The 26,567-nt window shown below is 40.6% G+C and carries 23 protein-coding genes; 10 read left to right on the top strand and 13 right to left on the bottom strand.

The features are described 5' to 3' along the window. Positions 1–17: 17 nt before the first annotated feature. The 8 genes from IJ00_RS15750 to IJ00_RS15715 all read right to left on the bottom strand — a co-directional run bounded on the left by IJ00_RS15750 (position 18) and on the right by IJ00_RS15715 (position 10,039). Positions 18–1,406 carry a UDP-glucose/GDP-mannose dehydrogenase family protein gene (locus tag IJ00_RS15750; protein WP_035154488.1) on the bottom strand — a complete coding sequence of 463 codons (1,389 nt, stop codon included), beginning with the start codon at positions 1,404–1,406 and terminating at the stop codon, positions 18–20. A gap of 58 nt (positions 1,407–1,464) precedes the next feature. Beyond that, positions 1,465–2,397: a UDP-glucuronic acid decarboxylase family protein gene (locus IJ00_RS15745; protein ID WP_035154486.1), complete on the bottom strand. Its 933-nt coding sequence runs from the start codon at positions 2,395–2,397 to the stop codon at positions 1,465–1,467. Positions 2,398–2,660: 263 nt separating this feature from the next. After that, the gene (locus IJ00_RS15740) at positions 2,661–4,802 is read right to left on the bottom strand and encodes a cation:proton antiporter (protein ID WP_035154485.1); all 2,142 of its coding nucleotides are present in this window, start codon (positions 4,800–4,802) and stop codon (positions 2,661–2,663) included. A 236-nt stretch (positions 4,803–5,038) separates the two neighbouring features. After that, positions 5,039–5,689 (bottom strand): HAS-barrel domain-containing protein, encoded by a 651-nt coding sequence (locus IJ00_RS15735; RefSeq protein ID WP_035154483.1) that lies wholly within the window; start codon positions 5,687–5,689, stop codon positions 5,039–5,041. A gap of 166 nt (positions 5,690–5,855) precedes the next feature. Next, positions 5,856–6,056, bottom strand: coding sequence for an NAD(P)H dehydrogenase subunit NdhS (locus tag IJ00_RS15730; RefSeq protein WP_035154481.1), 201 nt, complete (start codon positions 6,054–6,056; stop codon positions 5,856–5,858). Positions 6,057–6,210: 154 nt separating this feature from the next. Beyond that, the gene (gene rodA / locus IJ00_RS15725) at positions 6,211–7,593 is read right to left on the bottom strand and encodes a rod shape-determining protein RodA (protein WP_035154479.1); all 1,383 of its coding nucleotides are present in this window, start codon (positions 7,591–7,593) and stop codon (positions 6,211–6,213) included. Positions 7,594–8,311: 718 nt separating this feature from the next. Beyond that, entirely contained in the window at positions 8,312–9,382 is a 1,071-nt protein-coding gene (locus IJ00_RS15720) for an Mrp/NBP35 family ATP-binding protein (protein WP_035154477.1), read from the bottom strand. Positions 9,383–9,508: 126 nt separating this feature from the next. Then, a complete protein-coding gene (locus IJ00_RS15715) occupies positions 9,509–10,039 on the bottom strand; it encodes a polyketide cyclase / dehydrase and lipid transport (protein ID WP_035154475.1) in 531 nt (176 codons plus the stop codon). A gap of 796 nt (positions 10,040–10,835) precedes the next feature. Between IJ00_RS15715 and hemF the strand changes: the two genes are divergently transcribed. Both hemF and IJ00_RS15705 read left to right on the top strand, forming a co-directional pair. Further along, positions 10,836–11,873 (top strand): oxygen-dependent coproporphyrinogen oxidase, encoded by a 1,038-nt coding sequence (gene hemF, locus IJ00_RS15710; RefSeq protein WP_035154473.1) that lies wholly within the window; start codon positions 10,836–10,838, stop codon positions 11,871–11,873. Between the two features lie 234 nt (positions 11,874–12,107). Then, positions 12,108–12,476 (top strand): STAS domain-containing protein, encoded by a 369-nt coding sequence (locus IJ00_RS15705; RefSeq protein ID WP_035154471.1) that lies wholly within the window; start codon positions 12,108–12,110, stop codon positions 12,474–12,476. Between the two features lie 16 nt (positions 12,477–12,492). On the opposite strand, the gene IJ00_RS15700 is transcribed toward IJ00_RS15705, so the two are convergent. Next, positions 12,493–13,095: a chromophore lyase CpcT/CpeT gene (locus IJ00_RS15700; RefSeq protein ID WP_035154469.1), complete on the bottom strand. Its 603-nt coding sequence runs from the start codon at positions 13,093–13,095 to the stop codon at positions 12,493–12,495. Between the two features lie 188 nt (positions 13,096–13,283). Here IJ00_RS15700 and psb29 point away from each other — a divergent pair, with 188 nt between their 5' ends. Beyond that, the gene (psb29, locus tag IJ00_RS15695) at positions 13,284–13,991 is read left to right on the top strand and encodes a photosystem II biogenesis protein Psp29 (RefSeq protein WP_082127339.1); all 708 of its coding nucleotides are present in this window, start codon (positions 13,284–13,286) and stop codon (positions 13,989–13,991) included. Between the two features lie 72 nt (positions 13,992–14,063). Here psb29 and IJ00_RS15690 read toward each other — a convergent pair whose 3' ends face one another. Both IJ00_RS15690 and IJ00_RS15685 read right to left on the bottom strand, forming a co-directional pair. Continuing rightward, positions 14,064–14,672: a biopolymer transporter ExbD gene (locus tag IJ00_RS15690; protein WP_035154465.1), complete on the bottom strand. Its 609-nt coding sequence runs from the start codon at positions 14,670–14,672 to the stop codon at positions 14,064–14,066. Between the two features lie 41 nt (positions 14,673–14,713). Continuing rightward, positions 14,714–15,487, bottom strand: coding sequence for a MotA/TolQ/ExbB proton channel family protein (locus IJ00_RS15685; RefSeq protein ID WP_035154463.1), 774 nt, complete (start codon positions 15,485–15,487; stop codon positions 14,714–14,716). A gap of 208 nt (positions 15,488–15,695) precedes the next feature. On the opposite strand from IJ00_RS15685, the gene IJ00_RS15680 reads away from it, so the two are divergent. Beyond that, positions 15,696–16,004 carry a YkvA family protein gene (locus IJ00_RS15680; RefSeq protein ID WP_035154462.1) on the top strand — a complete coding sequence of 103 codons (309 nt, stop codon included), beginning with the start codon at positions 15,696–15,698 and terminating at the stop codon, positions 16,002–16,004. A 96-nt stretch (positions 16,005–16,100) separates the two neighbouring features. Here the strand turns inward: IJ00_RS15680 and IJ00_RS15675 are convergent, their stop codons facing one another. After that, complete coding sequence (locus IJ00_RS15675; protein ID WP_371259598.1) at positions 16,101–16,544, bottom strand: hypothetical protein; 444 nt, start codon at positions 16,542–16,544, stop codon at positions 16,101–16,103. Between the two features lie 657 nt (positions 16,545–17,201). On the opposite strand from IJ00_RS15675, the gene IJ00_RS15670 reads away from it, so the two are divergent. From IJ00_RS15670 to IJ00_RS15650, 5 genes are all read left to right on the top strand, one after another. Then, positions 17,202–17,540: a hypothetical protein gene (locus tag IJ00_RS15670; protein WP_035154460.1), complete on the top strand. Its 339-nt coding sequence runs from the start codon at positions 17,202–17,204 to the stop codon at positions 17,538–17,540. 57 nt (positions 17,541–17,597) lie between these two features. Further along, the gene (locus IJ00_RS15665) at positions 17,598–19,724 is read left to right on the top strand and encodes a pentapeptide repeat-containing protein (RefSeq protein ID WP_035154458.1); all 2,127 of its coding nucleotides are present in this window, start codon (positions 17,598–17,600) and stop codon (positions 19,722–19,724) included. A gap of 178 nt (positions 19,725–19,902) precedes the next feature. Then, a complete protein-coding gene (locus tag IJ00_RS15660) occupies positions 19,903–20,397 on the top strand; it encodes a hypothetical protein (protein ID WP_035154456.1) in 495 nt (164 codons plus the stop codon). Positions 20,398–20,648: 251 nt separating this feature from the next. Then, positions 20,649–21,782 carry a magnesium/cobalt transporter CorA gene (gene corA, locus IJ00_RS15655; protein WP_201782632.1) on the top strand — a complete coding sequence of 378 codons (1,134 nt, stop codon included), beginning with the start codon at positions 20,649–20,651 and terminating at the stop codon, positions 21,780–21,782. 36 nt (positions 21,783–21,818) lie between these two features. Next, the gene (locus IJ00_RS15650; RefSeq protein WP_035154452.1) at positions 21,819–22,529 is read left to right on the top strand and encodes a hypothetical protein; all 711 of its coding nucleotides are present in this window, start codon (positions 21,819–21,821) and stop codon (positions 22,527–22,529) included. A 274-nt stretch (positions 22,530–22,803) separates the two neighbouring features. On the opposite strand, the gene IJ00_RS15645 is transcribed toward IJ00_RS15650, so the two are convergent. Further along, complete coding sequence (locus IJ00_RS15645) at positions 22,804–25,572, bottom strand: filamentous hemagglutinin N-terminal domain-containing protein (RefSeq protein ID WP_035154450.1); 2,769 nt, start codon at positions 25,570–25,572, stop codon at positions 22,804–22,806. A 326-nt stretch (positions 25,573–25,898) separates the two neighbouring features. Here IJ00_RS15645 and IJ00_RS15640 point away from each other — a divergent pair, with 326 nt between their 5' ends. Beyond that, positions 25,899–26,489 (top strand): Npun_F5749 family FMN-dependent PPOX-type flavoprotein, encoded by a 591-nt coding sequence (locus IJ00_RS15640; protein WP_035154448.1) that lies wholly within the window; start codon positions 25,899–25,901, stop codon positions 26,487–26,489. The last annotated feature ends 78 nt before the right edge of the window (positions 26,490–26,567 follow it).

Genomic DNA, 26,567 nt, shown 5'->3' with positions numbered 1-26,567 from the left:
AGATAATTTAGTTGAGCCTAGCGACCAATACCGATATATTGGAAGCCTGCTCTGACCATAGTTTCTGGATCGAGGAAGTTCCGACCGTCAATCATGACAGGATGGCTCATCAGTTGTGCCATTTTACCGTAATCTAGGTGGCTAAACTGTTCCCACTCAGTCACTAGTACCAAAGCATCACAACCATCAGCTAAACGTTCGGCATCAGTTTCAACTAATACGCCAGATAAACCATGGCGCATGCCTGTTTGGGAGATAATGGGGTCATAGGCTTTGACTTTTGCACCTAAACGATTGAGTTGTTCAATCAGGTTGAGAGCCGGAGCATCCCGTAAATCATCGGTATCAGGCTTGAAGGTTAAACCCAGCAAACCTACGGTTTTACCCTTGAGGATTTTCAATGCTTGTTGGAGTTTTTCCAAAGCAATCAAACGCTGACGTTCGTTGACGGTGACAGCAGATTTTAACAGTTGCGCTTCGTAACCATAGTCATCTGCGGTGTGAATCAATGCAGAGACGTCTTTGGGGAAACAGGAACCACCCCAACCAATACCAGCATTCAGGAATTTATTGCCGATACGGGAGTCTAAACCGATACCCTTAGCTACTTGGGTAACATCTGCACCGACGCGATCGCAAATATTAGCAACTTCGTTAATGAAACTAATTTTGGTTGCCAAGAAAGCGTTAGCTGCGTATTTAATCATTTCCGCAGAACTTAAGTCTGTCACCAATACGGAGACGGGAGGTAAGGATTGATTTTCGCTGAATTTGCGTTGGACAATGGGGGAGTAAAGTTCTTGCATCATGGCGATCGCCCTTGAGCTATTGCCACCTAAAACAATGCGATCGGGGTTGAAGGTATCATAAACTGCGGAACCTTCCCGCAGGAACTCAGGGTTACTGACAACATCAAATTCGGAAGCTACTTCTGGTAATCTTTCTTCATGTCCACTACCAGCAGTGATCAGGGTTTTTTGGCGCTCAGCAATACCATCCAGTACAATCATCCGCACCCAGTCACCAGAACCGATGGGTACAGTAGATTTGTTAACGATAACTTTGTAACCACCATTGAGATGGGAACCAATTCCACGGGCAACAGCTTCAACGTAGCGAGTATCACTTTCACCATTAGCTAGGGGTGGTGTACCTACTGCAATGAACAGGATTTCTCCATGGCTAACTCCAGCACCCAAATCAGTGGTAAACTGAATCTTGCCAGATTGGATTGCCCCCTGCATAATTTCTGACAGCCCAGGTTCAAAAATCGGTGATTGCCCAGACTTCATCAACTTCACTTTTTCTTCGTTGTTGTCTACACAGATCACATCATGACCAATGTGAGCCAAGCAAGCACCTGTGACTAAACCAACGTAACCTGTACCAATGACGCAAACACGCATCTTCTCTAATTCCTCACTAAATATTTGGGGTTGATATGACAAAAGAGGTGTTAAAACCCTAGGAAACTTTCATGCGATCGCGGAAGTCTTCTATTGTCAGTTTTAACCCCTCTTCCAAAGGAACGGTAGGTTCCCAATTTAACAATGTCTTGGCTTTAGTAATATCGGGACGACGGCGACGAGGATCATCTGCCGGGAGAGGTTCATAATTAATGGGAGAATCAGGATTTACCAGCTTCTGTACAGCTTGGGCTAACTCTAAAATCGTGTATTCCCCAGGATTACCAATATTTACAGGTCCTACATAATCACTATTCATCAGACGGATAAACCCTTCAATCAGGTCTGATGCATAGCAAAAACTCCGTGTTTGGGAACCATCTCCGTATACAGTTAAGGGTTCACCTCGAAGAGCTTGGACGATGAAATTACTGACAACGCGACCATCGTTTTCTAACATTCTGGGTCCGTAGGTGTTGAAAATACGGACGACGCGCACATCAACTTTATTCTGTCTGTAATAGTCAAAGGTTAAGGTTTCAGCAATCCGCTTACCTTCGTCATAGCAGGCACGTAAACCGATGGGGTTGACATTACCTCTGTATTCTTCAACTTGGGGGTGAATATCAGGATCTCCATATACCTCACTCGTAGAAGCAAGGAAAAATCTTGCCTTGACTCGCTTGGCTAATCCCAACATATTCAAGGTTCCCATCACATTGGTCTTGACAGTTTTTACGGGATTATACTGATAATGGACAGGAGAGGCGGGACAAGCTAGGTGATATATCTGGTCAACTTCCAAACGAATTGGCTCAGTGATATCATGACGAATTAACTCAAAGTATGGATTATCCATCCACTTGAGAATATTACGCTTATGACCTGTATAGAAATTATCTAAACATATAACTTCATGTCCTGCGGTCATTAGTCGGTCAATGAGATGGGAGCCAAGAAACCCAGCGCCACCCGTCACTAAAATTCTCATAGTTTCTTAGTTTCTGACAGAATATTTGCAGTTTGATTGTCGCACCTGTACCTAGAGTACCCAGTATTTTAGGTAAAAGCTCAGTACAATAAATTTGTTTTGTTACCTTGATGTTTTACATTTATAGTGCTTTCAATGTTTATTTTGTTGACTGATTGCTCAACAACTCACTTAGCAAGGTATCAGACATTAATCGAGAATAATGGAAGGTGTTCTGAGAATTTATGAAATCTTCAAAAATATAAAGTTTTGTCAGAGAAATATCAGTGATCCATACTGGCGATCGCTGTCGTGCTGATAATACTAGGGGAAAAAACTGACTGGGGGGAGTGTTCGGGTTCACCTAACATCACAATGGAGCAGGTGAGTTGCTTGGCTAGTTGGGTAGTCACATCACTGATAGCCAAACCACCGGGAGTTGTACGATTGCGGATAAAAGGTAAAACGACCAAATCATATAAACGTGCTGCCTGTAAAATTGCCTGGGGAATATTTTCATGGGCAATGATTTGAATTTCCGGGGGATTACTCAGAGCTAACCCCGCCACTAGGGCAGAAAGTTGCGATCGCCGAGCAGTAATTTTATTAGAGCTTGTACGACGTTCACAGACATTTAACACAGTCACCTGTGCTTGATTTGCCTCTGCCAATATTTGGGCAAATTCTACTGGTTGCAGGGAGGGAGCCAACAAATTTTCTATGGGTACTAAAATGCGTTGGATTTTTTTTGGTGATTCGACTAATCGAGTCACGGCAACTGGACAGTGAGCATAGCACAAGACATTATCAATGACATTGCCAAACAAGCGGGCTCTGATGCCAGTACGTTTACCCCACCCCATAACTATCAAGCTGGCTTTTTGCTCACGGGCAGCTCGACAAATTCCTTGAGCATGGGCATCATCAATCCTAATCAGGGGTTCTGCTTTCACACCCATCATCTGACTTAAGGCAGCTGCCTTGGCTAGGCAAAGTTCACTACGTTGCAGGGCATTATCAACTTGAGATGTATCCATTTGCACTCCCGCCGTGGCGATCGCTAAGGGAATAATTCTTCCCTCGGTTTGCCGCGCTAACAGTGCTGCCATCTCAATTAAATATTGCTGGGTTTGGGGATTATAAATGGGTACAACAATGCTAAAAGCATCATGTTTACTGATATTAATTGTATTCTGAGGTCGTTGGGAATCTGACTCTTCTAAACGATAATTGGTGACTGTCAATGCCACACGATTTGTAATCAGAGGCGCAGTGGTGACTGTAAGTAATATCACCACAATCACACTATTAAATAAATCCTGATTTAATACACCTGCTTTCAGGGCAACCATTGCCGCAACTACGGTGATACTTACTTGGGGCAAAGACAATGACCAGATGGTTAATGTCTCTTGCCAGCTATAGCGGTAAAATAATTTAGTCAGCCAGCTAGCCAGGAATTTACTCGTAATTAGGGCAACAAGAAGTAAGCCGATTAACTTCGCCAGATAAATTGGTTGATAGCCAGCAAGATTAATCGATAATCCCACATTCACAAAGAAAATCGGAATTAATAAAGTATTACCAATAAAAGTTAATTTTTCCTTGACAGGTCTTTCTTCGACAACTGAATTAATTACTAAACCAGCTAAAAAAGCTGCAAAAATTTTCTCAATACCTATAATTTGGGTAGTGACAGCAGCAATAAAAATCGCTAAAAGCGAGAATAAAATTTGATTCCCGGTATCATCACCAGAACGACGAAAATATTCTTTGCCTGCCCAAGTACAACCGAGTAACAAAATCAGTGAATAGATAACTAATCCATTAAAAATATTGATTGTCTCTGCCAAAAGCAGTTGGCGAGAGTTACTGTATAGACAGACAGTAATCAGCAAGAGAGCAGCTAAATCAGTCAAGACTGTTGCCCCTACTGCCATCCCCACCGCAAAATTTTTATTTGCTCCTAAACGATTCAGCAGTGGATAGGTAATTAAAGTTTGGGATGTAAATAAACTGCCGATGAAAATTGCCTTGAGCCAACTTAAACCTAAAGATAAACCTAAAAAAGTTGTAATGATGGCAACAATGGTAAATGTGCAGCAAGCATAAACCCAAGCATGACTTCGGTGATGGCGAAACTGTTTCAGATCGGTTTCTAAACCTGCGACAAATACCAGATATATTAAGCCGATATCTGATAGTAAATGAATTAATTGCGACTCAGCAGTCAAAATTCGCCAACCAGATGCATTCAGAAAAAATCCAGATAAAACTAAACCCACCAATCCAGGAATTCGTAATTTTTCAAACAGAATTGGTACGGCTAAAATAATCGCCAACAAAATGACAAAAGAAACTATCGGTTCTTTTACCATAAATTGAGAATAAACTTCGCTAATCAGAAATTTTGACATCAGTTCCATAGGTAGGACTGGGAGGTATTAGGAGCAGGTTTATCTGATGGTTGAATAATCCTCACAAACAGATGACACCACTTTCAATCATAAATCGTAGAGAATTGTTATGTAATATTCAGTTATCAGAATTGGATGAGAAAAACATCACTGAGTATGAATTTATCACCCTCAATTTTTAATTAGAGAATGTGCAATTGCTAATGGTGTAAATCAAGTTAATTGAGAATTAAGAAATTAACTACCTATGGGTGAATTTGACTTAAAATTAATCTGAGTCTGTCGTAATCGTCTTTCAATAATACGCTGAGACCTCTTCCTGCTTTCACTAGCCAGTGGCGATCGCACTTGCGTAATTGGTACACTTGGCGAATCACTGCGGCAGTTAAAGATTCTACTGGAGCCTGACTCAGAGAAAGCAGAGTTTGTAAAAAATCTAACTCCTCGGTAAACTCAATAATTGCTTCTAGGGAACAATGATGTACTGCCTGGTGAATTTGTGGTGGACGAGGAGGCAAATATTGATACACCCTACTAGATGAAATTTCTGATGCTGTCTCAAAGCCGACGATCACCGCCCGAAATTCGGTTTTTAACATTGCGAATATCTGCGGTTGTTCTTCCCGTAAGTCTTGCAATGAAAGTCCTAATGCCACTGGTCGATGGACAGAATCTATGGGCATGGTGGTAGCGTAGTAAACAATACCGTATACTTTATTACCAGACTCTTCGTCTACAGAACAAACCCAACTGCCAAAAGGGGGCATGGAAGGAAAAGTTAAATCTTCCGGTTCCAAACACTGAGCTAAAAACTCACAGGTAGTAGTTTCAATCACCTCCGCAAAATGATTAGGGTGGCGATCGCTTTTGTCAAATTGGGGTAGGGGAAGACGCATAAAAGAGTTCCAAAGGTGAAAGTCAAGAGTGCTAACTCGTGCTGACTACGGAAAAGGGTAGCCAACGTTTAGGGGAAACATTTTTACCAGCTTCTCATTGTTAGTGAATGCAGGTTCGGTTGTCTCCATCTACCACTCCGGAATCAGCACAGACTTGACTAAGTATTTACTTTTTACTTCCTTTGCGTCCGGCTGTAGTTTCTACTACTTCTAGCTCGCTCAGGCGAAAGGTAATTAGTTTATCCCAGTTACCACCTTCAAACAGCACAGCCACTTTACCATCAGTCACTCGTTGCACGAGTCCTTCAAAACGATAGTAAGTGTCTGCGGGGTTTTTTACACGTACAGTTGCTCCTGGCAGAATCATAATTTTACTCTCGCTTGTTTCCTACTTCTAGCTTAATACTTGTTGGGGGTCAGTTGGTATGCTTAGTCTATTTTGCAGTCAGAAGGGACAAGGGGAAAGAAGTTTTTCTCTTAATTATTGACTGTCTTACCCATCACCCCCTAGCTTCCAAAACCTAATATTTCTGTCGTTTTCGGAAATTAGCAACGGATTCCACCAAACCTAAAGCCAGACAATTCTTCAACATTGCCGAACGCCCATAACTCATCCATGGTAGGGGAATTCCAGCCACAGGAGCTAGTCCGACATTCATTCCGACATTCACGATAGTGTGAAACACAATCATCGATAGCACACCGATCGCCAACAAAGAACCAAAGTTATCCTTGGCAGTTTGGGCAATGTACAACAAGCGAAAACAGATTAAGCACATCACCGATAAGAGAATGAAGCAGCCAACAAACCCAAACTCCTCACCGACTGCGGAGAAAATAAAATCTGTATGTTGCTCTGGGACAAAGTTGAGCTGTGTCATCGGACCATTATTCAAACCCCATCCCCAAATTTCCCCGGCTCCGATAGCAATCCGAGATTGAATCAGGTGATATCCTGTGCCTAGGGGGTCGCCTTCGGGATTCATAAAGGAAATCAGACGATTCTTCTGATAATCTCGCAGGACATGATTCCAGGCAAAAATTCCCATTTCCCCACCCAGCATATTTAAACTGAATGAACCGATTGCCCCTAGAGCATATCGTCGCCATGGCAAAGTGAACCATCCAAGAACTCCCATAGAGATAGACCAGACAATCCCCAAGGGACCAAGGTAGATTTCCTTAAACAGCACAATTGGGAAGGGCCAAGCTAAACTAAACAGAATTGCTGCAATCACTGGAGATACCAACAAAATCAACCATCCGGGGTTAGCATCTGCCCAATACAACATTCCTAAAACAATTGCTCCAAAAACCAGAGACGTAGCTAAGTCTGGCTGCACAAATACCAATCCCCAGGGAACGGCTGTGACTGCTAGCGCTCGAAAGGTATTGTTGAGGTCTGAGGCTGTGCGTTTGTGCAGTAATGCTGCCAGAGTAATAATAATCCCGACCTTGGCAAATTCTGAAGGTTGAATTTGAAAGCCAGCAATGGGCAACCAACGTTGTGCCCCCTTAGCACTTTTACCAAATGCCATCACCGCAAGCAAACTGGCATTAGTTAACCCGTATGTCACCCAATGGAGATGTAGAAAATTTTCATATCGAATCAGTGATAATACCAAGGTGATTAATATGCCCACAAATCCCATCACCAAGTGCCAAAACCAGTTGGTATCTAGTAATGCCTGGAAATACTGCCACATCCAAGTCCACAAGTCCATTTGCCCAGGGTCATAGATGGGCATTTTTCGACCTAGTTCTGTACTACGGATGACTAAGCCACCAAAGACAGTTACAATTACTGGTAGCCAAAATAACACCCAGTCCACCTGATGCCAGGGTTTAAACAGCGATTTCCAGGGGAAATTGAAAAAGGGAGAGCGGGACTTTTTTAACAGCATGAGTGTGAGCTTCTGAGTACGAATATTTACTGTACAGAAATTACGGAATTAAAAATTAAGAATAATTGTTGAATGGAGAATTAGCAGAAGTACTGATTATATTTATTACTTTGGAAGTGAAAGTGTATGACAGTACTGGTTAATCAGAGTATCATTTTCCACAATCACAAAATCTCAGAGATAAATCTTGGGACTTCAGGGTGGGAACTTTCGACTGGTAAAGGTAATAGACTTGTTCCCAGAGTTGGCTAGCGATTTTGAACACCTGGTGTGATTAGTTCAAAATCTATTTTCTCGGTATTTCATCTATTACCCAGACAAAAACTGAAAAATTTTAGTTTTCTATATCCGCAAACTTACCTGGGAGCATCACAATTTTGCACAAAAGACATTAGTTAAGAGCGGTGAATCTCCTCTGGAGACGCTCCAGGACTGAGTTCACGTCGAAGTCTTCACCGAACATCTAATACCAATTCAATGTTTGAACACAACACAATTCTGTTGATTGGAAAACCTGTAGAGACCTTTCGCCGAAACGTCTCCACGTCGTCGGGTTAGTAGGGGAACTGTCACAGTCATTTGGAAAATTGGTTGAAAATTGGTATAGGCACTCACACCAAAGTTTTGCTCCCTACTTTGATTACCGAGGTGGACAGAATGCCCACACGACCAAATAAGATAAATTTGCACATTGGGGATACTCCCCAATTGACCTGAACTAGGTGAGAGCAGCAACTGAGATTTTAGCTGCCATGGTTTGGGCGATCGCCATTAAAGCTTTAGCGGAGGGAGAATTCGGTTCACCAACCACAATGGGAACACCACTATCACCACCAACACGGGTAGCAATTTCCAAGGGTACACAACCAAGGAGTGAGACTCCCAATTCTGTTGCTGTTTTGGAACCACCCCCAGAACCGAAAATGTCATATTGTTTTTCCGGCATATCTGGAGGGATAAAATAACTCATATTTTCCACAATACCCAAAACAGGTACACCCATTTGTTGGAACATCCGCAAGCCCTTACGAGCATCCAGTAAGGCTACTGTCTGGGGTGTGGTGACAATTACCGCCCCTGCCATAGGTACAGCTTGAGTCAGAGTCAATTGAGCGTCTCCTGTTCCTGGAGGCATATCCACCAACAAATAATCTAACTCTCCCCAACTGACTTCATAGAGGAATTTACGAATAATTCCGTTAAGCATTGGTCCACGCCAAATTACAGGTTGGTCTTGACCAATTAAAAAACCCATGGATACTAATTTCACACCATGGTTAAAAGCGGGTTCTAGAACTTCCCCTTTCTCAGTTTTTTCTACAGCTAGTTGTGCTTCCGACAAACCCAACATTGTCGGGTCATTGGGACCATAAATATCCGCATCTAGTAACCCAACCTTTGCCCCCATCTGTGCTAAAGCCACTGCCAAATTCACAGTCACCGTACTTTTACCAACACCACCCTTACCACTGGATATGGCGATGATGTTTTTCACACCATCTATACCCGTACGGTCTGGCAATCCTTTTTGTTGGGGTGTCTCAGCTGTGACTTCCACAACCACGTCTGTCACCCCTGGTAAGGTTTTCACAGCTCTTTGGCAATCTTGAACAATAAATTCCCGCAAAGGGCAGGCAGGTGTCGTTAACACCAACGTAAAGCTCACCCTGCCAGCGTCAATGCTGACGTTGCGAATCATATTCAGTTCTACCAGACTTTTGCGGAGTTCTGGGTCTTGTACTGGTCGCAACACTTCTAAGACAGAGCGAGAATCGAGAACATCGTGCATAGTGTTTTCACCCTTACTGCCGCAAAAAATTTTAACAAAAAATTAATACCGAATCTATTTGCATCTTAGCTGGTTGCGGACAGTTGTTGAGTATGGGGTGGTTACTGTTTTTCCGGATTGCCTCACCTAGAACCCTAAATCCCAATACCGATTATTCATATTGTTTCCCCGGCGAGAAACTGCTTCTAACCCGCTTCCTTCCACTGCTTCAACTAATGCACGAGCTACGCGATCGCTATAAGGACGAGAAAAAGACCAAATTAGGGGAGATAACCATCCTTTGAGGGTGACGGAATAGGAAACATAGGTGCCACAAACCGTAGACTCAACCGTATAGGTAATTCTTTCCTCAACTCCTGGAATTGCCAAAATACGCACAGTCAATAATTCCCTGGGATTGACACGTTCCACAAAAATCCGAATGGGAATCGGCGATAAACGGGTGACAGCTTGATAAATTAATCCTGGTTTCGGTACTAGTCCCCTGGGTACGTTAGTACTTTTGAGTAGAGGATGCCAGGAAACATCAGCTAAATCTACTACCTTTTGCCATAATTCATCCACGGATGCAGAACTAATTTCTCTATAGGTCTTGACTAAGGAAAGACAGACTTTCCGACGTTTGCGATGGATAAATTTGGGCAACAAACCTGGCATTTTCAATCGTCCTCCTCACTACATACTTTTAAGTAAAAGTACTTGATTCGATAACTGCTATTTTCAGACTAAAATTCTGAAGTCTCGAAAGGAATTAGGCGGATATATGGTGTTTTATCTGCTGTTTCCTTTGATTTCATCTTTCAAAATTCCTCATAGCTATAATTTGCAAAATTCTCCACCCCGATTGGAGAAAATGACTAAAATTATTTAACAAACCGTAACTTTGGCAACAGACAAGGATTAGGATTTACCCTGAGTTGCTAAAGTAAAATATAAATCTGTAAACAACCAAGGACTTTTCAGCCTTGACTGTAGTCAAAATCCTATCAAAGTCATTGTATTTTCATAGATATACTAATCAATCTCTGGTCTAAATATCTTCATACCTCTGTACAAAATTACTCCTAGGGTGAAATCTTGCATTTGATTTTAGGGGAGTACCAAGGAAAAAGGAGCATCGGTAAAAGTTTGTGTAGGTATGTAAATGTTTAGGAATCTTTACATTTAGATGGAATCTAGATTTATGCCTATAGCAGATATTTGGACACAATTCATCAACTAGTACCAGAATATTTACATAAGAAATTTAAAAAAATATCAAGTAGTATACAAGCCTATACGCATTTGAGGGAGAATATAACCTTAAGTCATAACTGGTGAATGCGTCAGTGTTTGACCTTTGAGGAAGTAAGCAAGGTAGTCAATCGAAGCCGTAATCATGGCTGTTGTTGTGCTGCATCTTCTGTTAACAAATTCTTGCTTTTTGGAAACTGTTATTTAGGTTATTGAATTTATGTTGACCAATTCCCAAAGCCCTACCATTTCGACAGAAGCATCTGCATCTTTACCACCTGCTGACGCGAAAACCAGAGTCAGCCAGTTTATGAAACAGTTGCAAGATGAGATAACTCAGACTTTGGCGCAAGTAGATGGTGTCGCAGATTTTCAGGAAGATGCTTGGGAACGTCCAGAAGGTGGTGGTGGGCGATCGCGTGTTTTACGCGACGGAGCTGTTTTTGAGCAGGCAGGTGTAAACTTTTCTGAAGTTTGGGGTTCCCATCTTCCTCCTTCCATTCTCGCCCAACGTCCAGAAGCCGCAGGTCATAAATTCTATGCTACTGGTACATCCATGGTGTTACACCCCCGTAATCCCTATGTTCCAACAGTACATTTAAACTATCGTTATTTTGAGGCAGGTCCAGTTTGGTGGTTTGGAGGTGGTGCTGATTTAACGCCCTATTACCCCTTCGCTGAAGATGCGCAACATTTCCATCAAACTTTTAAAAATGCCTGTGACAAGCACCATCCTGAGTATTATTCAGTTTTCAAACGCTGGTGTGATGAGTATTTTTATTTGAAACATCGGGATGAGACCCGTGGAGTCGGTGGTTTATTCTTTGACTATCAAGATGGGCGTGGAGCGTTGTATCGTGGTTCTGCTACCGATAGTCCAGCCGCAACCTACAGCCAGAAATTAGGCAATGTTGGCGATCGCAACTGGGAAGAGTTATTTGCTTTTATTCAAGATTGTGGTCATGCCTTTTTACCAGCATACGTACCCATCGCTCAAAAACGTCATGGAATAGAATATGGCGATCGCCAACGCAATTTCCAACTTTACCGTCGTGGACGTTATGTAGAATTTAACCTCGTATACGACAGAGGTACGATTTTTGGACTGCAAACCAACGGACGCACAGAATCAATCCTGATGTCCTTACCACCTCTAGTACGCTGGGAATACGGCTATCAACCAGAACCCAATACCCCAGAAGCTGAGTTGTACGAAACCTTCCTCAAACCCCAAGATTGGATTAATTGGACACCTTAAAATCTAGGAAAAATATGTAAAATAGACTACTAGGTTTACTGACACATCGGCATCTGCAAATGTATCCTTTGATAATTACTATTTACCTAGAAAATTGATTCTAGTCGCTAGTAAGAAATAAAATTCCCCAAAGCATACTGATTTTATACATGAATTTGGGAATCATAGGATTGTCTGAAAAGTAAGCCTTTTAGTCTAACTTACGTAGTCCAAACAACCACAAGGGGAAGGGTCGTGATCCACATCGAGCAAAAAACTTGCACAACCAACGATGGCAATACCGTGATTCTTTTGACTCCATCAGGACGCTTAGATATCACCACCGCTTGGCAGTTCCGTTTGAAATTACAAGAATGCATCTCCAAATTCAGTCGTCATGTAGTCGTTAATTTGGGTCAAGTCAACTTTATTGACAGTTCTGGATTAACTTCATTAGTCGCAGGGATGCGTGATGCGGATAAAGTTAATGGTAGTTTTCGTATCTGTAACGTCCATCCAGAGGCAAAGTTAGTGTTTGAAGTCACGATGATGGATACAGTATTTGAAATTTTTGAGACAGAAGAAGAAGCATTAGCTGGGGTTCCTCGCAGTATTGCCAGTTAAAATCAAATAACCGTGACTAATTAGCCCGTGCGAAGTAATTTTCTCGCTTACTGTAACGATAGGGACCGAGTATTGCTCCCCAAGTAGCTTTACCTGTCTCCCTGTCTATGCCTTTATCGTAAGTGAAAAGTTCCTGGGGTGTAACAATGAAGCCTAAAGCCACTTGGATTGTCTGACCCGCATATTGAAAACAGCATTGGGTGTTAGTCGGTTGAGTTGCAGTAAACTTATACCCATGGTCAAGGGTGTGAGAACTGACTTGCAGTACACAACCCGGTAATAACTCTATTGCTTCTGCTGTTAAATAGTTTAATATTCCAGGGTTTTGCCCTGCACCACGCCAGTCATCAGGGTTTTTTAGCATATAATACTGTACTTGTAAAGAGCCGTCTTGATAATCTCTTAAACGCATAATCCGTTGACGATAGGGCTGATTAATTTGCACAACGCTGGCTTGTTCTGCAAAGAGGGTAAGACTATCTTCTGGAAATAAATTTATTGGTCTTTGCCATAAACGTAAATGTACATACCATGCAGGTTCGGCGATCGCCTGCTCACGGTTATCAAACTCACCAGCGAGATAGCTTCCTAGAGAGAGTAATTCTGGGGATATGATCATTAGTAATTACAAGAGTTAGAGAACATTTGGGAAATTTTAGGAATATTCTCAGGGTGTAAATCCTGGAAATATTTTCTCTATAGTGATTGTATTCATGCTTGTGTTTCTAGAGACGGTTAGCCCAACTTGGCAAACGTCCCTGTAAGCGCGAAAATAAACATACGTCGCCCTAAAATCTGATAATTTTTGTGAATAACGTCCGTACAGTCTCTGATACAAAACGAACTTTCTATACCCTACACACCCGTCCCATCAACACTATTTACCGTCGGGTAGTGGAAGAGTTGATGGTGGAAATGCACCTACTATCGGTGAATGTTGATTTTAGCTACAATCCCATTTATGGTTTGGGCGTTTACACAGCATTTAACCGTTTCATGCAAGGGTATGAGCCAGAAACCGATAAAGAGTCAATCTTTAATGCTTTACTACGGGCAACGGAGGACGATCCCCAAAGATTCCAGCAGGATGCTCACAAGCTGCAAGAAATAGCCCAAAGCTTATCTGGGAATGATTTGATTGCCTGGTTAAGCCAAAAAAATTCTTTAGATAGAGATGCCGATTTTCAGGCACAATTGCAGGCGATCGCCGGTAATCCTAAGTTTAAATATAGTCGGCTATTTGCTATCGGTTTATTCACCTTACTAGAATTCGCAGATGGGGAACTAGTCAAGGATGAAAAGAAACTCAATGAAGCACTCAAAACTATTGCTACAGGTTTAAATATATCTGACGATAAATTAAACAAGGACTTAGAATTATATCGTTCCAATTTAGATAAAATGAGCCAAGCAATGGTAGTAATGGCGGATATGTTGGCAGCAGATCGCAAAAAACGTGAGCAACGTCAACAACAAGCAAATGCCACAGCTAACCCACCTGCATCCCAGGAATAAATCAATGGTTTTAGTCTTGCTTTGAAAGCCAATGATGGGTAATCAGAACATTACCCATCGCCCAATGACCTATTACCTTTGAGGGGTAGAATTATTGTTACTAGGCACTACTGGTGCAGTGACAGGGTTAGTTGAGTTTACACCTTGCCCCGGTACTGACTGTAAATTGGGATTAATATTATTCGGAACATTTGGTAATGTCGTACCACTAGGAATAGCAGGTACTGTTGTGGGAAAACTGGAATTTGTCGATTGACTCGAACCAGGAATAATCCCTAAAGAGACGCGATCGCCACCCACTTGTCGCAGTATATCTAACAATTCCACCACATCATTATAGGTAGCAGAACGGGAAGCATTCAGTACTAGAACTCCCTGGGGATTCTCTTGCAAATATTTCTTTAAAATCTCTGTGAGTTGTTCCTTTTGAACAGGTTGTTTCTCAACGTAAGTTTGTCCCACAGCATCAATAGTTACAGGTAAAATCTGCCGATTCCCTTGATTACTCGTGACAGTCGCAGTTCCAGAAGTAGCTTTCGGTAAATCGATATTGATTGCTTGTTGTCGAGTAAATTGCAAAGCAGCTAACAGAAAGAAGGTCAAAATACAGAAAATAACGTCTATTAAAGGAATAATTTGCACCTGTGCTTCTTCCACAGGAGTATGGAGATTAATTTTCATCTTTCACTTCACCAATTGTTTTCAGCAATGATTCTGAACTTTTAACTATTCTTGGGTGCAGTCGGTGGTTCAGTCGGTGGTTCCGAGGTGTCTGGAGATTGATTGCGTTCTCGTTTACGTGTAGAACTAAAATCTTCGTACCTATCCTGCAAAATCACCTGAGGTTGAATTTCTCCCACGACATTGCTGCTGAGATTAGGTGGTGATTGACGGTAGAGTAACTCCATATTGTTACCTGCTTGGCGAAATATTTTAACTTGGTTCACCACAAAACCCTGAAACAGACGATAAAAGGCTAAACTAACCAATGCCACAATTAACCCTGTCGCTGTGGTAATTAGAGACTCCCCAATCCCCGTTGTCACCCCTGCTGCTGCTTCCGTTCCCAAATCTCCGAGCTTAATGGAGCGTAGGGAAGTAATCAAACCCAACACCGTACCCAATAATCCTAACAGTGGAGCCATGGCAATCACTGCTTCTAATAGCTTCTCACCCCTACGCATCCCAGCAATTTCGTCTTCTGCTGATGCTTCGAGGGCAAGACGAAAAGTCTCTGCATCACTTCTGGGTAATTTTAAAGGAGCATAAAGAAACCTACCAATCGGTAAATCTGTTGCTCTCTGGGCAATATCTCTAGCTATTGTCCAATCTTCCCGCGCTGCATCTAAGACGCGATCGACAATTTCCCGCTCTTGGTTTAAAAAACGTAACCAAAACCAAAGACGTTCAAAAATTACACTGAGAGACAACACAGAAAGGGCAAGCAATGGATACATTGCCGGTCCACCCTTTTGAATTAAATCTAAAATATCCACTATGTGATTCCTCCGTTCATTCCTCAACCAAATATCCCCAGGCTTTTTTATTCTAAAGATTAATGCACAAATAGGATACTCGTGTTAAGTATCACCAGCTATTGACAAACAGTTATCTTTAGGAATTTAGCCTCCATGGGGACGGTTATTCCCACAGGAAGTTTAGGACATTATTTGCCAAAATTGAAGGTAATTTGAGGATAAGGTCATGAAATTTTCTATTCAATCTGTATACACTTGGTATCGTGATTTACTACGCAACCCGAAGTATCGCTGGTGGGTAATCATCGGCACTTTATTATATTTAGTCAGCCCAATTGACATTTCTCCTGACTTTTTGCCCATCGTTGGTCAACTAGATGATGTATTTCTTTTAACATTACTTGTCACGGAAGTATCCCAGGTGGTGATTGCAGGTTTTAAAGCTCGCAAGGGTTCGGTTGACGAAAATGAACCGAAGGAAACTGTGTCTGCTAGCGAGGAAACCGTGGATGTGGATGCTGTTTCGATGAAGTAGCAGAAATTTAACAAACTATAAAGTACAGCTAGAAAGTACATACTCTCTACTTCCTAGCTGAGTTCTGAGAAATTATGAAAAAATTATTCTCTCTGGTCACTTGACTGGTGATTTCTGCTGGGAAATAAATAATGTGTAGTCAGACTGTCCAGAGGAAAGTTCTCCAATATAAAATCTGTAACGTCCTGCTTGCCAGAACCCAGAGATTTCTGGTTTTTTCCCTGAATAGTTGTCAGGCATGACGCAGAAACGACCTCCCGGACCGTCAATCAGTAGGGTTGATTGCTGTGAACCTTGAAGAGTAACACGCAGGTAAGGTAAAGACTCTTTGACCTCAATTATCTGGCTAGGTTGGGAAGAAATGTTACCACAGTTACTAGTTTGATTACCTCCAGACCTACCACTCATCACCATAGGATCTGGCTGAAAATTAGCGCTAATCTCTACCATTTGTGCATTTACAGCTTGGGTGGAGGAAAAGCCAAGACTAATAATTAGGGTAGTGGGGAGAATTTTCCATAAACTTTGTATCTTCATCATATTATTAATACTCCTGAGCCTTTCAAGAGTTATATTGATACACATATTTTAATTTTATAGACGCTTCTAGCAAATGATTGTTCCTTTCGGTGCCAGAATATCGGTATAAAATATTCAATAAAAATTTCCGCATTAATATGAAGAATTTGTGATTAACAATAAAGAGGTAGAGAGGAGAATTTTTGGGCTGCGGTTGCCTATAGTGGTTGTTTAATGAGCGATTGACAGAAAATGGCAGAATGTTTCAACGACTGGACAAGATAAAAAGACTTAGTTGCAAATGACTGTTATGCAATAGTTGGTGAGAATACTTAAATATACAACTATTGAATTTCTGCACTCAACTGAGATTGAGGAACAAGAAAAAACGGACAATCAGGGTGAAACAATTAATAACTGTGATGAACTGCCCACAGCAGGATAAATGAAAAAGGTTTTTCTTGTTATCTATGGCTTTTCTTTATTTTATTACCATTAGCAATTCAGTATTAGTGATTGATGGTAAATTTCACCAGTTGAGAGTTTCGTCCCTATTCTTTAAATTATAGGTTTGCCTGGGAATATCAGAGAAAATTCAAATTCTGTGTAGTGATTTTGTGTAACAGCAAGTTTCTTTGTTAAATTACAGAAAAATTATTGGATACGAGGTAAAAAGTTATGAACCCGCAATCAGAAGAAGATTTACAGCGTCGTTTGCAAGAGCTAGAAACAAAAATTAATAACTCCTTTGAGGTAGTTCAAAAACAAACGGAAAAATTTAAATTTCCTGATGCTGTCCAGAGAAATAGTTTATTCTCAGGGATTTTGAGCAAATTTAACCAATTATCAACCATAGGAAAGTTAGTATCGGGGGCGATCGCCATCCTGATTACCCTTGCTATACTCCAAGCGGTACTGAAATTAGTCGCATCAGCGATTAGTTTGGCAATCCTGGCAGGACTAGTGTACTTTGGGTACAAATTCTTCATCTCTAACAGCTGGAATGGCAAGGTTTAATAGACTCCCATCAAGTAGAGAACGGCAAAAACATTAGAATTATAGGGAATTTAAGTAATGGCAACCCCAACCGTGAGGAGAAGTAAACAGCAAAGTTCCAATGAGTTTCCCCAATCAGGGAAGTCTCCCTCTCTGTCATTAAATATGAGGCGTTTTGCCGCTTGGACAACAGAAATGACATTGGTGGTTGCCAGTGGTTTAATACCTTTTAGTATGGGTGCTTATGCCAACTCATTTCGGGATCTCAATCGTGTACCCCTCAACCCCTTATTAGTTGCAACAGAAAGAGAAGTTGCTCGTCCTTTGGCTTTACCCGTGAGTTATGGTACGCGGAATGTGGCTTTTCCCACCAATTTTCTGTGGACAGTTGCTATCCTTGCACCCATAACTGTCTCTTTTTGCCAGTTGTATTTGTTAGCAACTAGGGGTAGTAGTTTGCCCAAAAGGTGGTTTGGGGTTAAGGTTGTCAATTCCCAAGGAAATGCACCAGGTTTTGGGGCGATCGCAGTACGTGAAGGTGTTGGACGCTGGACAGTACCAGTGGCAGTAGCTTATTATCTCTGGCGTTATAGTCCGGTTTTTCCCAATATTCTCATCCTGACTGGACTCGCAGGGTTAATTATGTTGAGTGAAAGCATGGGTTTTCCCTGGCAAAAAAAACGTCGTGCGCTCCACGATCAATTGGCTGCCACCTATACCATAGATGCAAATCAACCCTTTAACCCAAGCGAATTAATAGAAGAAACTATTCCCTGGACGGAAAACACAGACGAAGAAGCGGCGATCGCCTCCGTTGTCATGACTCCAGAACCCGCTCCCAAAGTCAGTTTGCGGGATAAATTGCGCCAAAACCCTAGCACCACCCTTCTAGGAGTCGCCCTTTTCAGTATGGCAGGGGTCTTAACTGCCCTGATTGGTACGCAAATATACATTCAAACTCAACAAAGCCGTCTGGCAGAAGAACAAAAATATAGTCAACAATTTCTCACCTTTGCTCAACGCCTCAGCCCCAATTCCAAAGCCAGTATAGAGGAGCGTCGTACCGCTATCTTAGCCCTGGGAACTCTCAAATATCCCCAAGGAACAAAATACTTAGTTAATTTACTGACCAGGGAAACAAACCCCATACTAATTGATGCTATTCAACAAGCCCTGGCAAATATAGGTACGAGTGCTATCCCCGAACTCAAACGGACTAATCATTCATTAGTGGGGGATCTAGATAATACCAACTCCACATCACCAGGTCGGGAATTACGGCAAAGTCGCCTATCTGCCAATCAACGAGCAATTAGCAAAATTCTTACCGTCTACAGTGGGCAAACCCTAGGGATAGACTTAAGTCGTATAAACCTTGCCCAAAGTGGGTTAATACTTGACAAAATCGACCTTTGGGGAGTCAAATTTAGGGGAGCAAATCTCAGCCAAGGTAGCTTGAAAGGCGCTAGTTTTCGAGGAATTGGTGAAGATGGACGTTGGGATACCTATGATGATTGGATTAGTGATTTATCTAATGCCCAATTTCAAGAAAGCAATCTGACTGAAGCAAATCTCAGTCGTGTATTGATGAGTCGGGCTAATTTTAGTCGTGCCATTCTCAATAAAGCTAATCTCTCTAGCGCACGACTTACAGGAGTTAATCTCAGTAGTGCCCAACTCATACGTGCTGATTTACGCAATGCAATTTTAGAAAATGCCAGCCTCACCGGAGCAGACTTAAGTGAAGCCAAACTTCAAGATGCTGATTTGTATGCTGCTCGTTTAGGACGTGTGATTGCCAGTAGCACCCGGCTTTCCTTTGCCAACCTTAGCCATACGGACTGGCAAGGGTCGGATTTATCTGGTGCGTATTTAGACAGAACTGACCTCCGTAATGCCAATCTGAGTGCGGCTCGTTTAAGCAACGCTAATTTGCAAAATGCTAATTTACAAAATGCCAACTTTCGCAATGCTGACTTGAGTCATGCTGATTTGCAGGGAGCAAACCTCGCAGGAGCAGACTTTCAAGGAGCAACGCTCTTTTCTGGCAAGGCAGATCCTACAGATCAGTTTGTGCAAACACCGACTACAGGAAGTCAGTCAGCCATCATCAAAGGAGTTGATTTTAGTCAAGTCAAAAATTTGGATACCAAGCAACTAGCTTATATTTGTACCCAGGGGGGAATTCACCCTCGTTGTCCCTAGTTGTCTTGGCGATACTTGTGAAAAATCGGGGTTCTCAAACCCAGGGAATCCCTAATAAGTATGGGATAAGGGGAGAATGTGGTTAGTCGAGAGGATTTGATGGTACAACAAGTAACAATCAGTCATTCATTCTGGAAAAACTGACCACTGAGTAAACTCACGGTGTGAGGTATAAAAAATGAGACATATTTCCTATCTAATTCCAGCCGCCCTTGTCGGTTCTCTACTAAGTCTGACAGCCCTGAGTCAACCAGTAAATGCCCAAGCTGCCTATGGTAGTTATGTGGGAGTTGGTCCCACAGTTGGTTTTTCCGACGGGATGCAATTAGGAGCAGTAGTATCAGCAAGGTATAAATTATTAGAAACGCCTATTTCTTTTCGGGCGCAAGCATTAGTTGCAAATAACATCGCGATCGTGCCAACTGTTTCCTATGACATCCCCTTAAATTGGCAAACTGATGCCTATTTAGGAGCAGGATTAGTTCTTGCAGGTGGAGATTCCCCTTCTCCAGTGGGGAACAAAGTTAGTTTTGCCTTGCAACCAGGTGTTGATTATATGGTTCCTAATAGTAATCTGGCTATTTTTGGTAATGCAATTATTGCTTTTGACGCTTTTCGTGATGGTGGTGGCACAGCTCTTTCCGTACAAGGGGGAGTTGGTTTAAGATTTTAACCAATGTATTTATCATCACCCTTAAATCCCATGTTTTTCTAACATGGGTTTTTTCTTATGAGCAAAGAAACCCAGTTCCATAGACTAGATTACTGAGTATAATAAATACTTCTTGTTTGACAACACACTCGATTTATCCTGATTAGTAGACTTGATATTCACTTGATAAATAGTCTCTATGGCAGAAAAGAGTCAACAATTGTGTGTTTTGTACCGACAACAGAGAAATGAATCAGCATGAGCTAAGATTTATGACACAAGAAAAACTGGATATTGAAGAAGATGATAACGAGATAGATGATTATTATCATCATCCGGGTTTAATCCCTGGAGAAATAGTGATTGATGAAGATGCTTCTTTACCTGTCATCGTTTTAATTGATTACTGTGCAGAAACAGTCATTCGTCAAGAGATAAATAACCCAGAAGAATGTGTTCCTTATTTAGATAGTGAGTCTGTTTCTTGGGTTGATGTTCAAGGTTTGGGTTCAGCGGCAATTCTCCAAAGATTGGGCAAGGTATTTGATTTACATCCCCTCATTCTAGAGGATATTGTGAATGTGCCAGAACGACCAAAGGTAGAAGATTACGAAGACCAAATAGTGATTATTTCCCGGATGGTAATGCCGAGAAAAAAAGGAGGTTTTTATAGTGAGCAAGTTAGTTTTGTTCTAGGAAAATCATATTTATTGACGGTACAGGAAGAGCCAGAGCGGGATAGTTTTGAACCAGTACGTTCTCGATTACTTCGAGATAAAGGAATTATTCGTAAACAAGGGGCTGATTATTTAGCTTATGCTTTACTAGATGCTATTATTGATGGTTTTTTTCCTGTTTTAGAAATGTATGGCGATCGCATTGAAGAACTGGAAGAGGAAGCTATTACAAATCCCAGCAAGAACACTTTAAATAAAATTTATAAAATCCGTCGGGAATTATTACAAGTCCGTCGAGCAATTTGGCCCCAACGTGATGCTATCAACTCTCTGATTCGAGACGGTCATGATTTAATTAATGAGGAAGTAAGAATATATCTGAAAGACTGTTATGACCATACTATTCAAATTATTGATATGGTAGAAAACTATCGAGAAATTGCTTCCGGATTAATGGATGTATATCTTTCTGCCGTAGGAAATAAGATGAATGAAATCATGAAAGTTTTAACGGTAGTATCAACAATTTTCATTCCTTTGACTTTTATTGTTGGTATTTACGGGATGAATTTCAATACAGATAAATCTCCCTATAATATGCCAGAGCTTGACTGGTATTGGGGTTATGCATTTTGCTGGGGAATCATGATTCTCATTGCCACTATTCTGTTATTCTTATTCTGGCGTTGGGGATGGCTACAAAATTCCTCTCGTATTGATCGTAATTAGCCAATAGACAACTGTAATTCCTAGGAGACTTGATTAATGACAACCACAGCAGGTGATGGGAATCTTGTATATTTAACCCTATATATTATTGGTGTTTTGTATACATTCAATCGGATGATTGAGTCCATTGATGAGAAGATTCAATTTTCTTTTGATAAAGCATCTGTAGATAAGCAATTACAAGAGCAAGAGTTGCAAAATGATGTGGGTATTGGATTTAGATTTAACACCTTCTATGATATTGATGAATTGAAAGAGCTATCGTTGAGTGTCGAAAATAAATCACAAAATATCGCTATTTATGTAGACTGGGATAATAGTTCTTTAGTTGTTGAGCATGATAAACAATCCCGTCGAGTAATTCGGAAATCACCGGATATTACCAGAGATTTAGCCGTTTTACAAAGTCCAAGTTTAGTTGCTCCTGGTAAAACCTTATCTCAAGTGGTGACAGCAGAAGATGTTTTTCAAAGAGATAAGGAATCTGGAACATATAAAGTTAATAGCCCTTTAGTAAATATCTCCAAGTTGAAATCTGGTCAAAAGCCTCAGAAAAAAATGTACAATGATTTCATGGAGGAAAGGAGAACTTTTGAATTTTCACTTCAGTTAGTATTACGTCTGTCGGAAGTGCGATTAGGTTTAGCTCCTGGGGTGAATGTACCTCCAATGTGTATTGTCAATTGCCCTTTTACTATTAAGAAATTACCTTGGACTTATGCCTTACCATGGAATAAGAAAAAGTAGGTGAGTGAGAAATCAGCATTTTATCAATGTGCAATACATTCGTATCTTGATGAGTTTCGCCTTCGTTCGTATCTCGGCTACTTATACTAAGTTGCTGGCATTCGATGCTAGTATCCGTCATTGCGATCGGAGGTAAACAATCTCATCATCATGAAACTACTACGACAGAACACAACTTGATAAAAGTACAATTAAGCGAAGTCGAAACTAATAGCTAAGGTAAATTTATTACCATAATTCATAGTTAGGAATTAAAGGAATTAAATCAGTAGTGTTACATTCCTGAACAATATTTTGCTACTGTCAATGGACGCGCAACACCACTCTCAGTGGGATCATAGGCAGTTAAAATCACCTCTCCTTTCTCATTCATTACCCAACCCCTTGCAGGTACTATATTATCGCTAGAAATCGTTTTATTTGGGCTTAAGTGGGGTTTTGCGTGAGTTTGATTTGTTGTAGAAAGATTATTAGTTATAGGTTCAGCTAAATCAATTCGGGTATTATTATTATTAATCATTTCTGTGGGATTTTCAGCAATGCCACCTCGCCCCACAATGATAAATTGACTACCCTTAGAAAATTTCCTGCAAATTTCATTTCTAATAACTTGGTATTTGTCAAGTGTACCCTCTGGTAACTCTATTAAACCCTGACTGGCATCAATTTGTAGATTATTGACATCTATATTTCCAGAAATACCATTTTCCGAACTAGCAGTAATATCATTAGTTAGGGGATTTCCCTGAATACGAGCTTGGATACCATAGATACTCGATGCATTAATTTTGATATTTCCACCTTGTTTGTCAATAGAATTGGCAGTAATATCGCTATTATCCTTGGGAAAGGCAACAATAAATGGACTATTAATGGTGATATTTCCCCCATCTCCACTAGCATTGGTAGAAATTTTACTGTTGTTACGTAGTAATAAAAAATCACTCAACTGTAATTTGATATTACCACCACGACTTTTCCCCGCATTAGCAGTAATAAAACCATTATTTAGAATCAATCCACCAGCAATCAGTTCAATATTTCCTGCACTACCATTCCCAAGACTATTAACAGAAATAACCCCGCCCTCACTGATAATTATGCGTTTTGGGTCAATAAAAATATTACCTCCCTTTCCATTTGCACCCTCTTCAACTTCACTCAAAATAGAGCTAAGAAATACTTTGGATTTTCCATTAGTATCAAACCCTAATATTTGACCAGATATATTAATTGTATCCGTCACACGAATGTCAATATTTCCAGCATCTCCTTTACTAAAATTAGAAGTATTAGAAGAAATTATCCCGCCATTAGTGATAAAAAAGTTTTTTGCTGTAATTACAATATCACCTCCTCTTCCTTGATTGGTTTTCAACCCACTAAAAATACCACTAGGGGCAGTTTGCTTTTTACTATTCGGAATAGTATAAGTAGTAAAGCCATCTATTTTGAAAGTATTAAAAATTTTAATATTGATATTCCCACTTTTTCTACCTCTAGCAATAGGTGAGCTTAGTCCTGTAGATCTAAAAGTTGATATGAACTGAGCACCATTTAGAATATTCAAAGAGTCAGAGGTAATATTTATATCTCCACCATTCCCATTACCACTAAAGTCTACGGCAGACTGTAAACCACTAGGTATATAGAGATATGCACCATCAAAAGTAGCATTATTAGTAATTTTTAAATTGATATTTCCTGCGTTACCATCACCAAGGGTACTAGTTCTGAATTGGGCACCCTTGAGAAGATTCAAAGAACCAGCTTGAACATTAATAGCTCCACCATTACCCTTAGCATTAGAACCGACTGCACTAAATAAGCCGCTAGATTGAAATAAATATGTTTCACTAAATGTGGCATTATTTATAATTTTTAAATTGATATTGCCTGCATTTCCAATACCAAGAGTACTAGAATTAATTTGTGCGCCACCACTTACAAGCAATGATTCTGCTGTAATAAATATATTTCCTGCGTTCCCCTTGCCTAAGGTGTAAGAAGCAATTAATGACCGATCTTTCACAAGTAAGGAGTTTGCTATAATAAATATATTTCCTGCATTTCCAATAGATGAGGAAAAAACCGTATTTGCAATAGCAGTCGATACTGAATTATTATTTTCTTTGTCAAGAGTTACTCTACCTGTAGCATTGATTTTAATATCTCCAGCTTTCGTATTTGCAGTTCCTTTTCCATTAATTCCTGCAAGTAAGTAACTACCATTGCTAATCCTTAGATTCTGAGCATAGACATCAATATTGCCACCACCAATATTAGTAACATCTACCCAGGAACCGTTATTTAAAAATACATCTGCTCTAACGATACTCTGGGGAAACTGTAAGCTTCCATCATTATTGATTTTTACTGTACCAGCTTGAGATAATCCACCTAGGGTAACTCTACCACCTGGTGCATAGACTTTCCCACCATCAAATTTAACCTCACCACCGACAAGGGTAAAGTTTTTACCTGTTGCTAACTCGAAAAAATTAGTTGCTAGGTTGGTGATTCCCTTGGGGTTATCTCGAAATTTCAAACCAATGGGAATATTCACACTGAGTAAAGGTGGAGTTTCTGCTTTCAGGGCACTAAATTCCATACCATCACTAAATAATAAACTTTTGGCGGTGGTAGCAAAAAAGGAACCACCAACATTTAAAGTTGCGTTCTTTCCAAAGGTAATACCTGCGGGATTAATTAAATATAAATTGGCGTTACCACTGACTTTGAGTAAACCGTCAATATTAGATAAATTACCGCCAGTGACGCGACTAAATATATTTTTAATATCTAAATTATTTTGAAAAACTGCGGAACCATTGAAGGGAATAGAGAAGTCCTTAAAACTATGAAATAGGTTTTTCCCTGCCTGAGTACCGTTAAGAATAGTAAAGTTTTTCTTGTCGATGCTATCAACTTTTGTGGATAAACTGCTATCAGGGGTTACTTGTGCTGTTGCTGCTAAGGAATTTAAGCACGCGAAAACCAACAGAGTAGTAAATAAAGGAAAATGCACTCTGGTTAATTGCATATTTAAATTTGTAATTTAGCTTTATTTATTATTGAATTTAGTCTGTTAGATATTATCAGAAACCTATTGGCAAGACTCACAGAAAGTAGAGATTTTTAATAAAATATTTCAATTTTAAAGCAATTCACAATAATCATTTATTTGAATCTATCATTGGACTGATTTATTCCAGATAGGTAATATCATGTTCGTAATACTTTACGGCTAAAAATATCCTTTTCACTTATGCAGTCTTAATGATGTGAGGTAAATTAAAGAGTATGTGGATCGATTACTGGCGATCGCCCCTAGTTCGCGCTCTCCATCGTAACTAAAAAATTAATTTTATGTCCTGCATTAATTCCAACTGGCGATCGCCCCTAGCTCGCGCTCTCCATCGTAACCGCAGTTTGGTATACTCACGTTACGTACAACTAGCCACTGTCACCTCAGAAAATCGTCCCGCAAATCGTACCGTTGTTTTTCGCGGTTTCCTGGAAAATAGTAATCATCTGAAATTTATTACGGATATTCGTAGTCAGAAAATTGAGCAAATTATACAGCAACCCTGGGCTGAAATTTGCTGGTACTTCCCCAATAGTCGGGAGCAATTTCGCCTAAGTGGACAATTAATTTTAGTCACTGAAGAGACTACAGACACATTATTCCAGCAATCCCGCCATTCTACATGGCAGAGTTTAAGTGACGCTGCGCGATCGCAGTTTGCCTGGTCACACCCTGGTAAAATTAGAGACACTAATCCGGATGCCTTCAATCCTCCCCTTCCTAACCCCACCCAAACCCTAAGTAATTTTTGCCTATTGCTCCTCGACCCCATCAAGGTAGACCATTTAGAATTACGGGGAGAGCCACAAAATCGTTATTTATATGAGTATGATCATGCCCTCGGATGGTTAATGAAGTCAGTAAATCCGTAATTACTGAAGTGATATTATCTGCATTTTTGGAGATGATAATTTACTATATAAAGAATGTAGTACACAAAATTTCTAATT

The organism is Calothrix sp. 336/3 (genome assembly GCF_000734895.2).
Lineage (GTDB): Bacteria > Cyanobacteriota > Cyanobacteriia > Cyanobacteriales > Nostocaceae > 336-3.
Note: the sequence above shows the minus strand (reverse complement) of the source record. Positions and strands in the feature narration are given on the sequence as shown.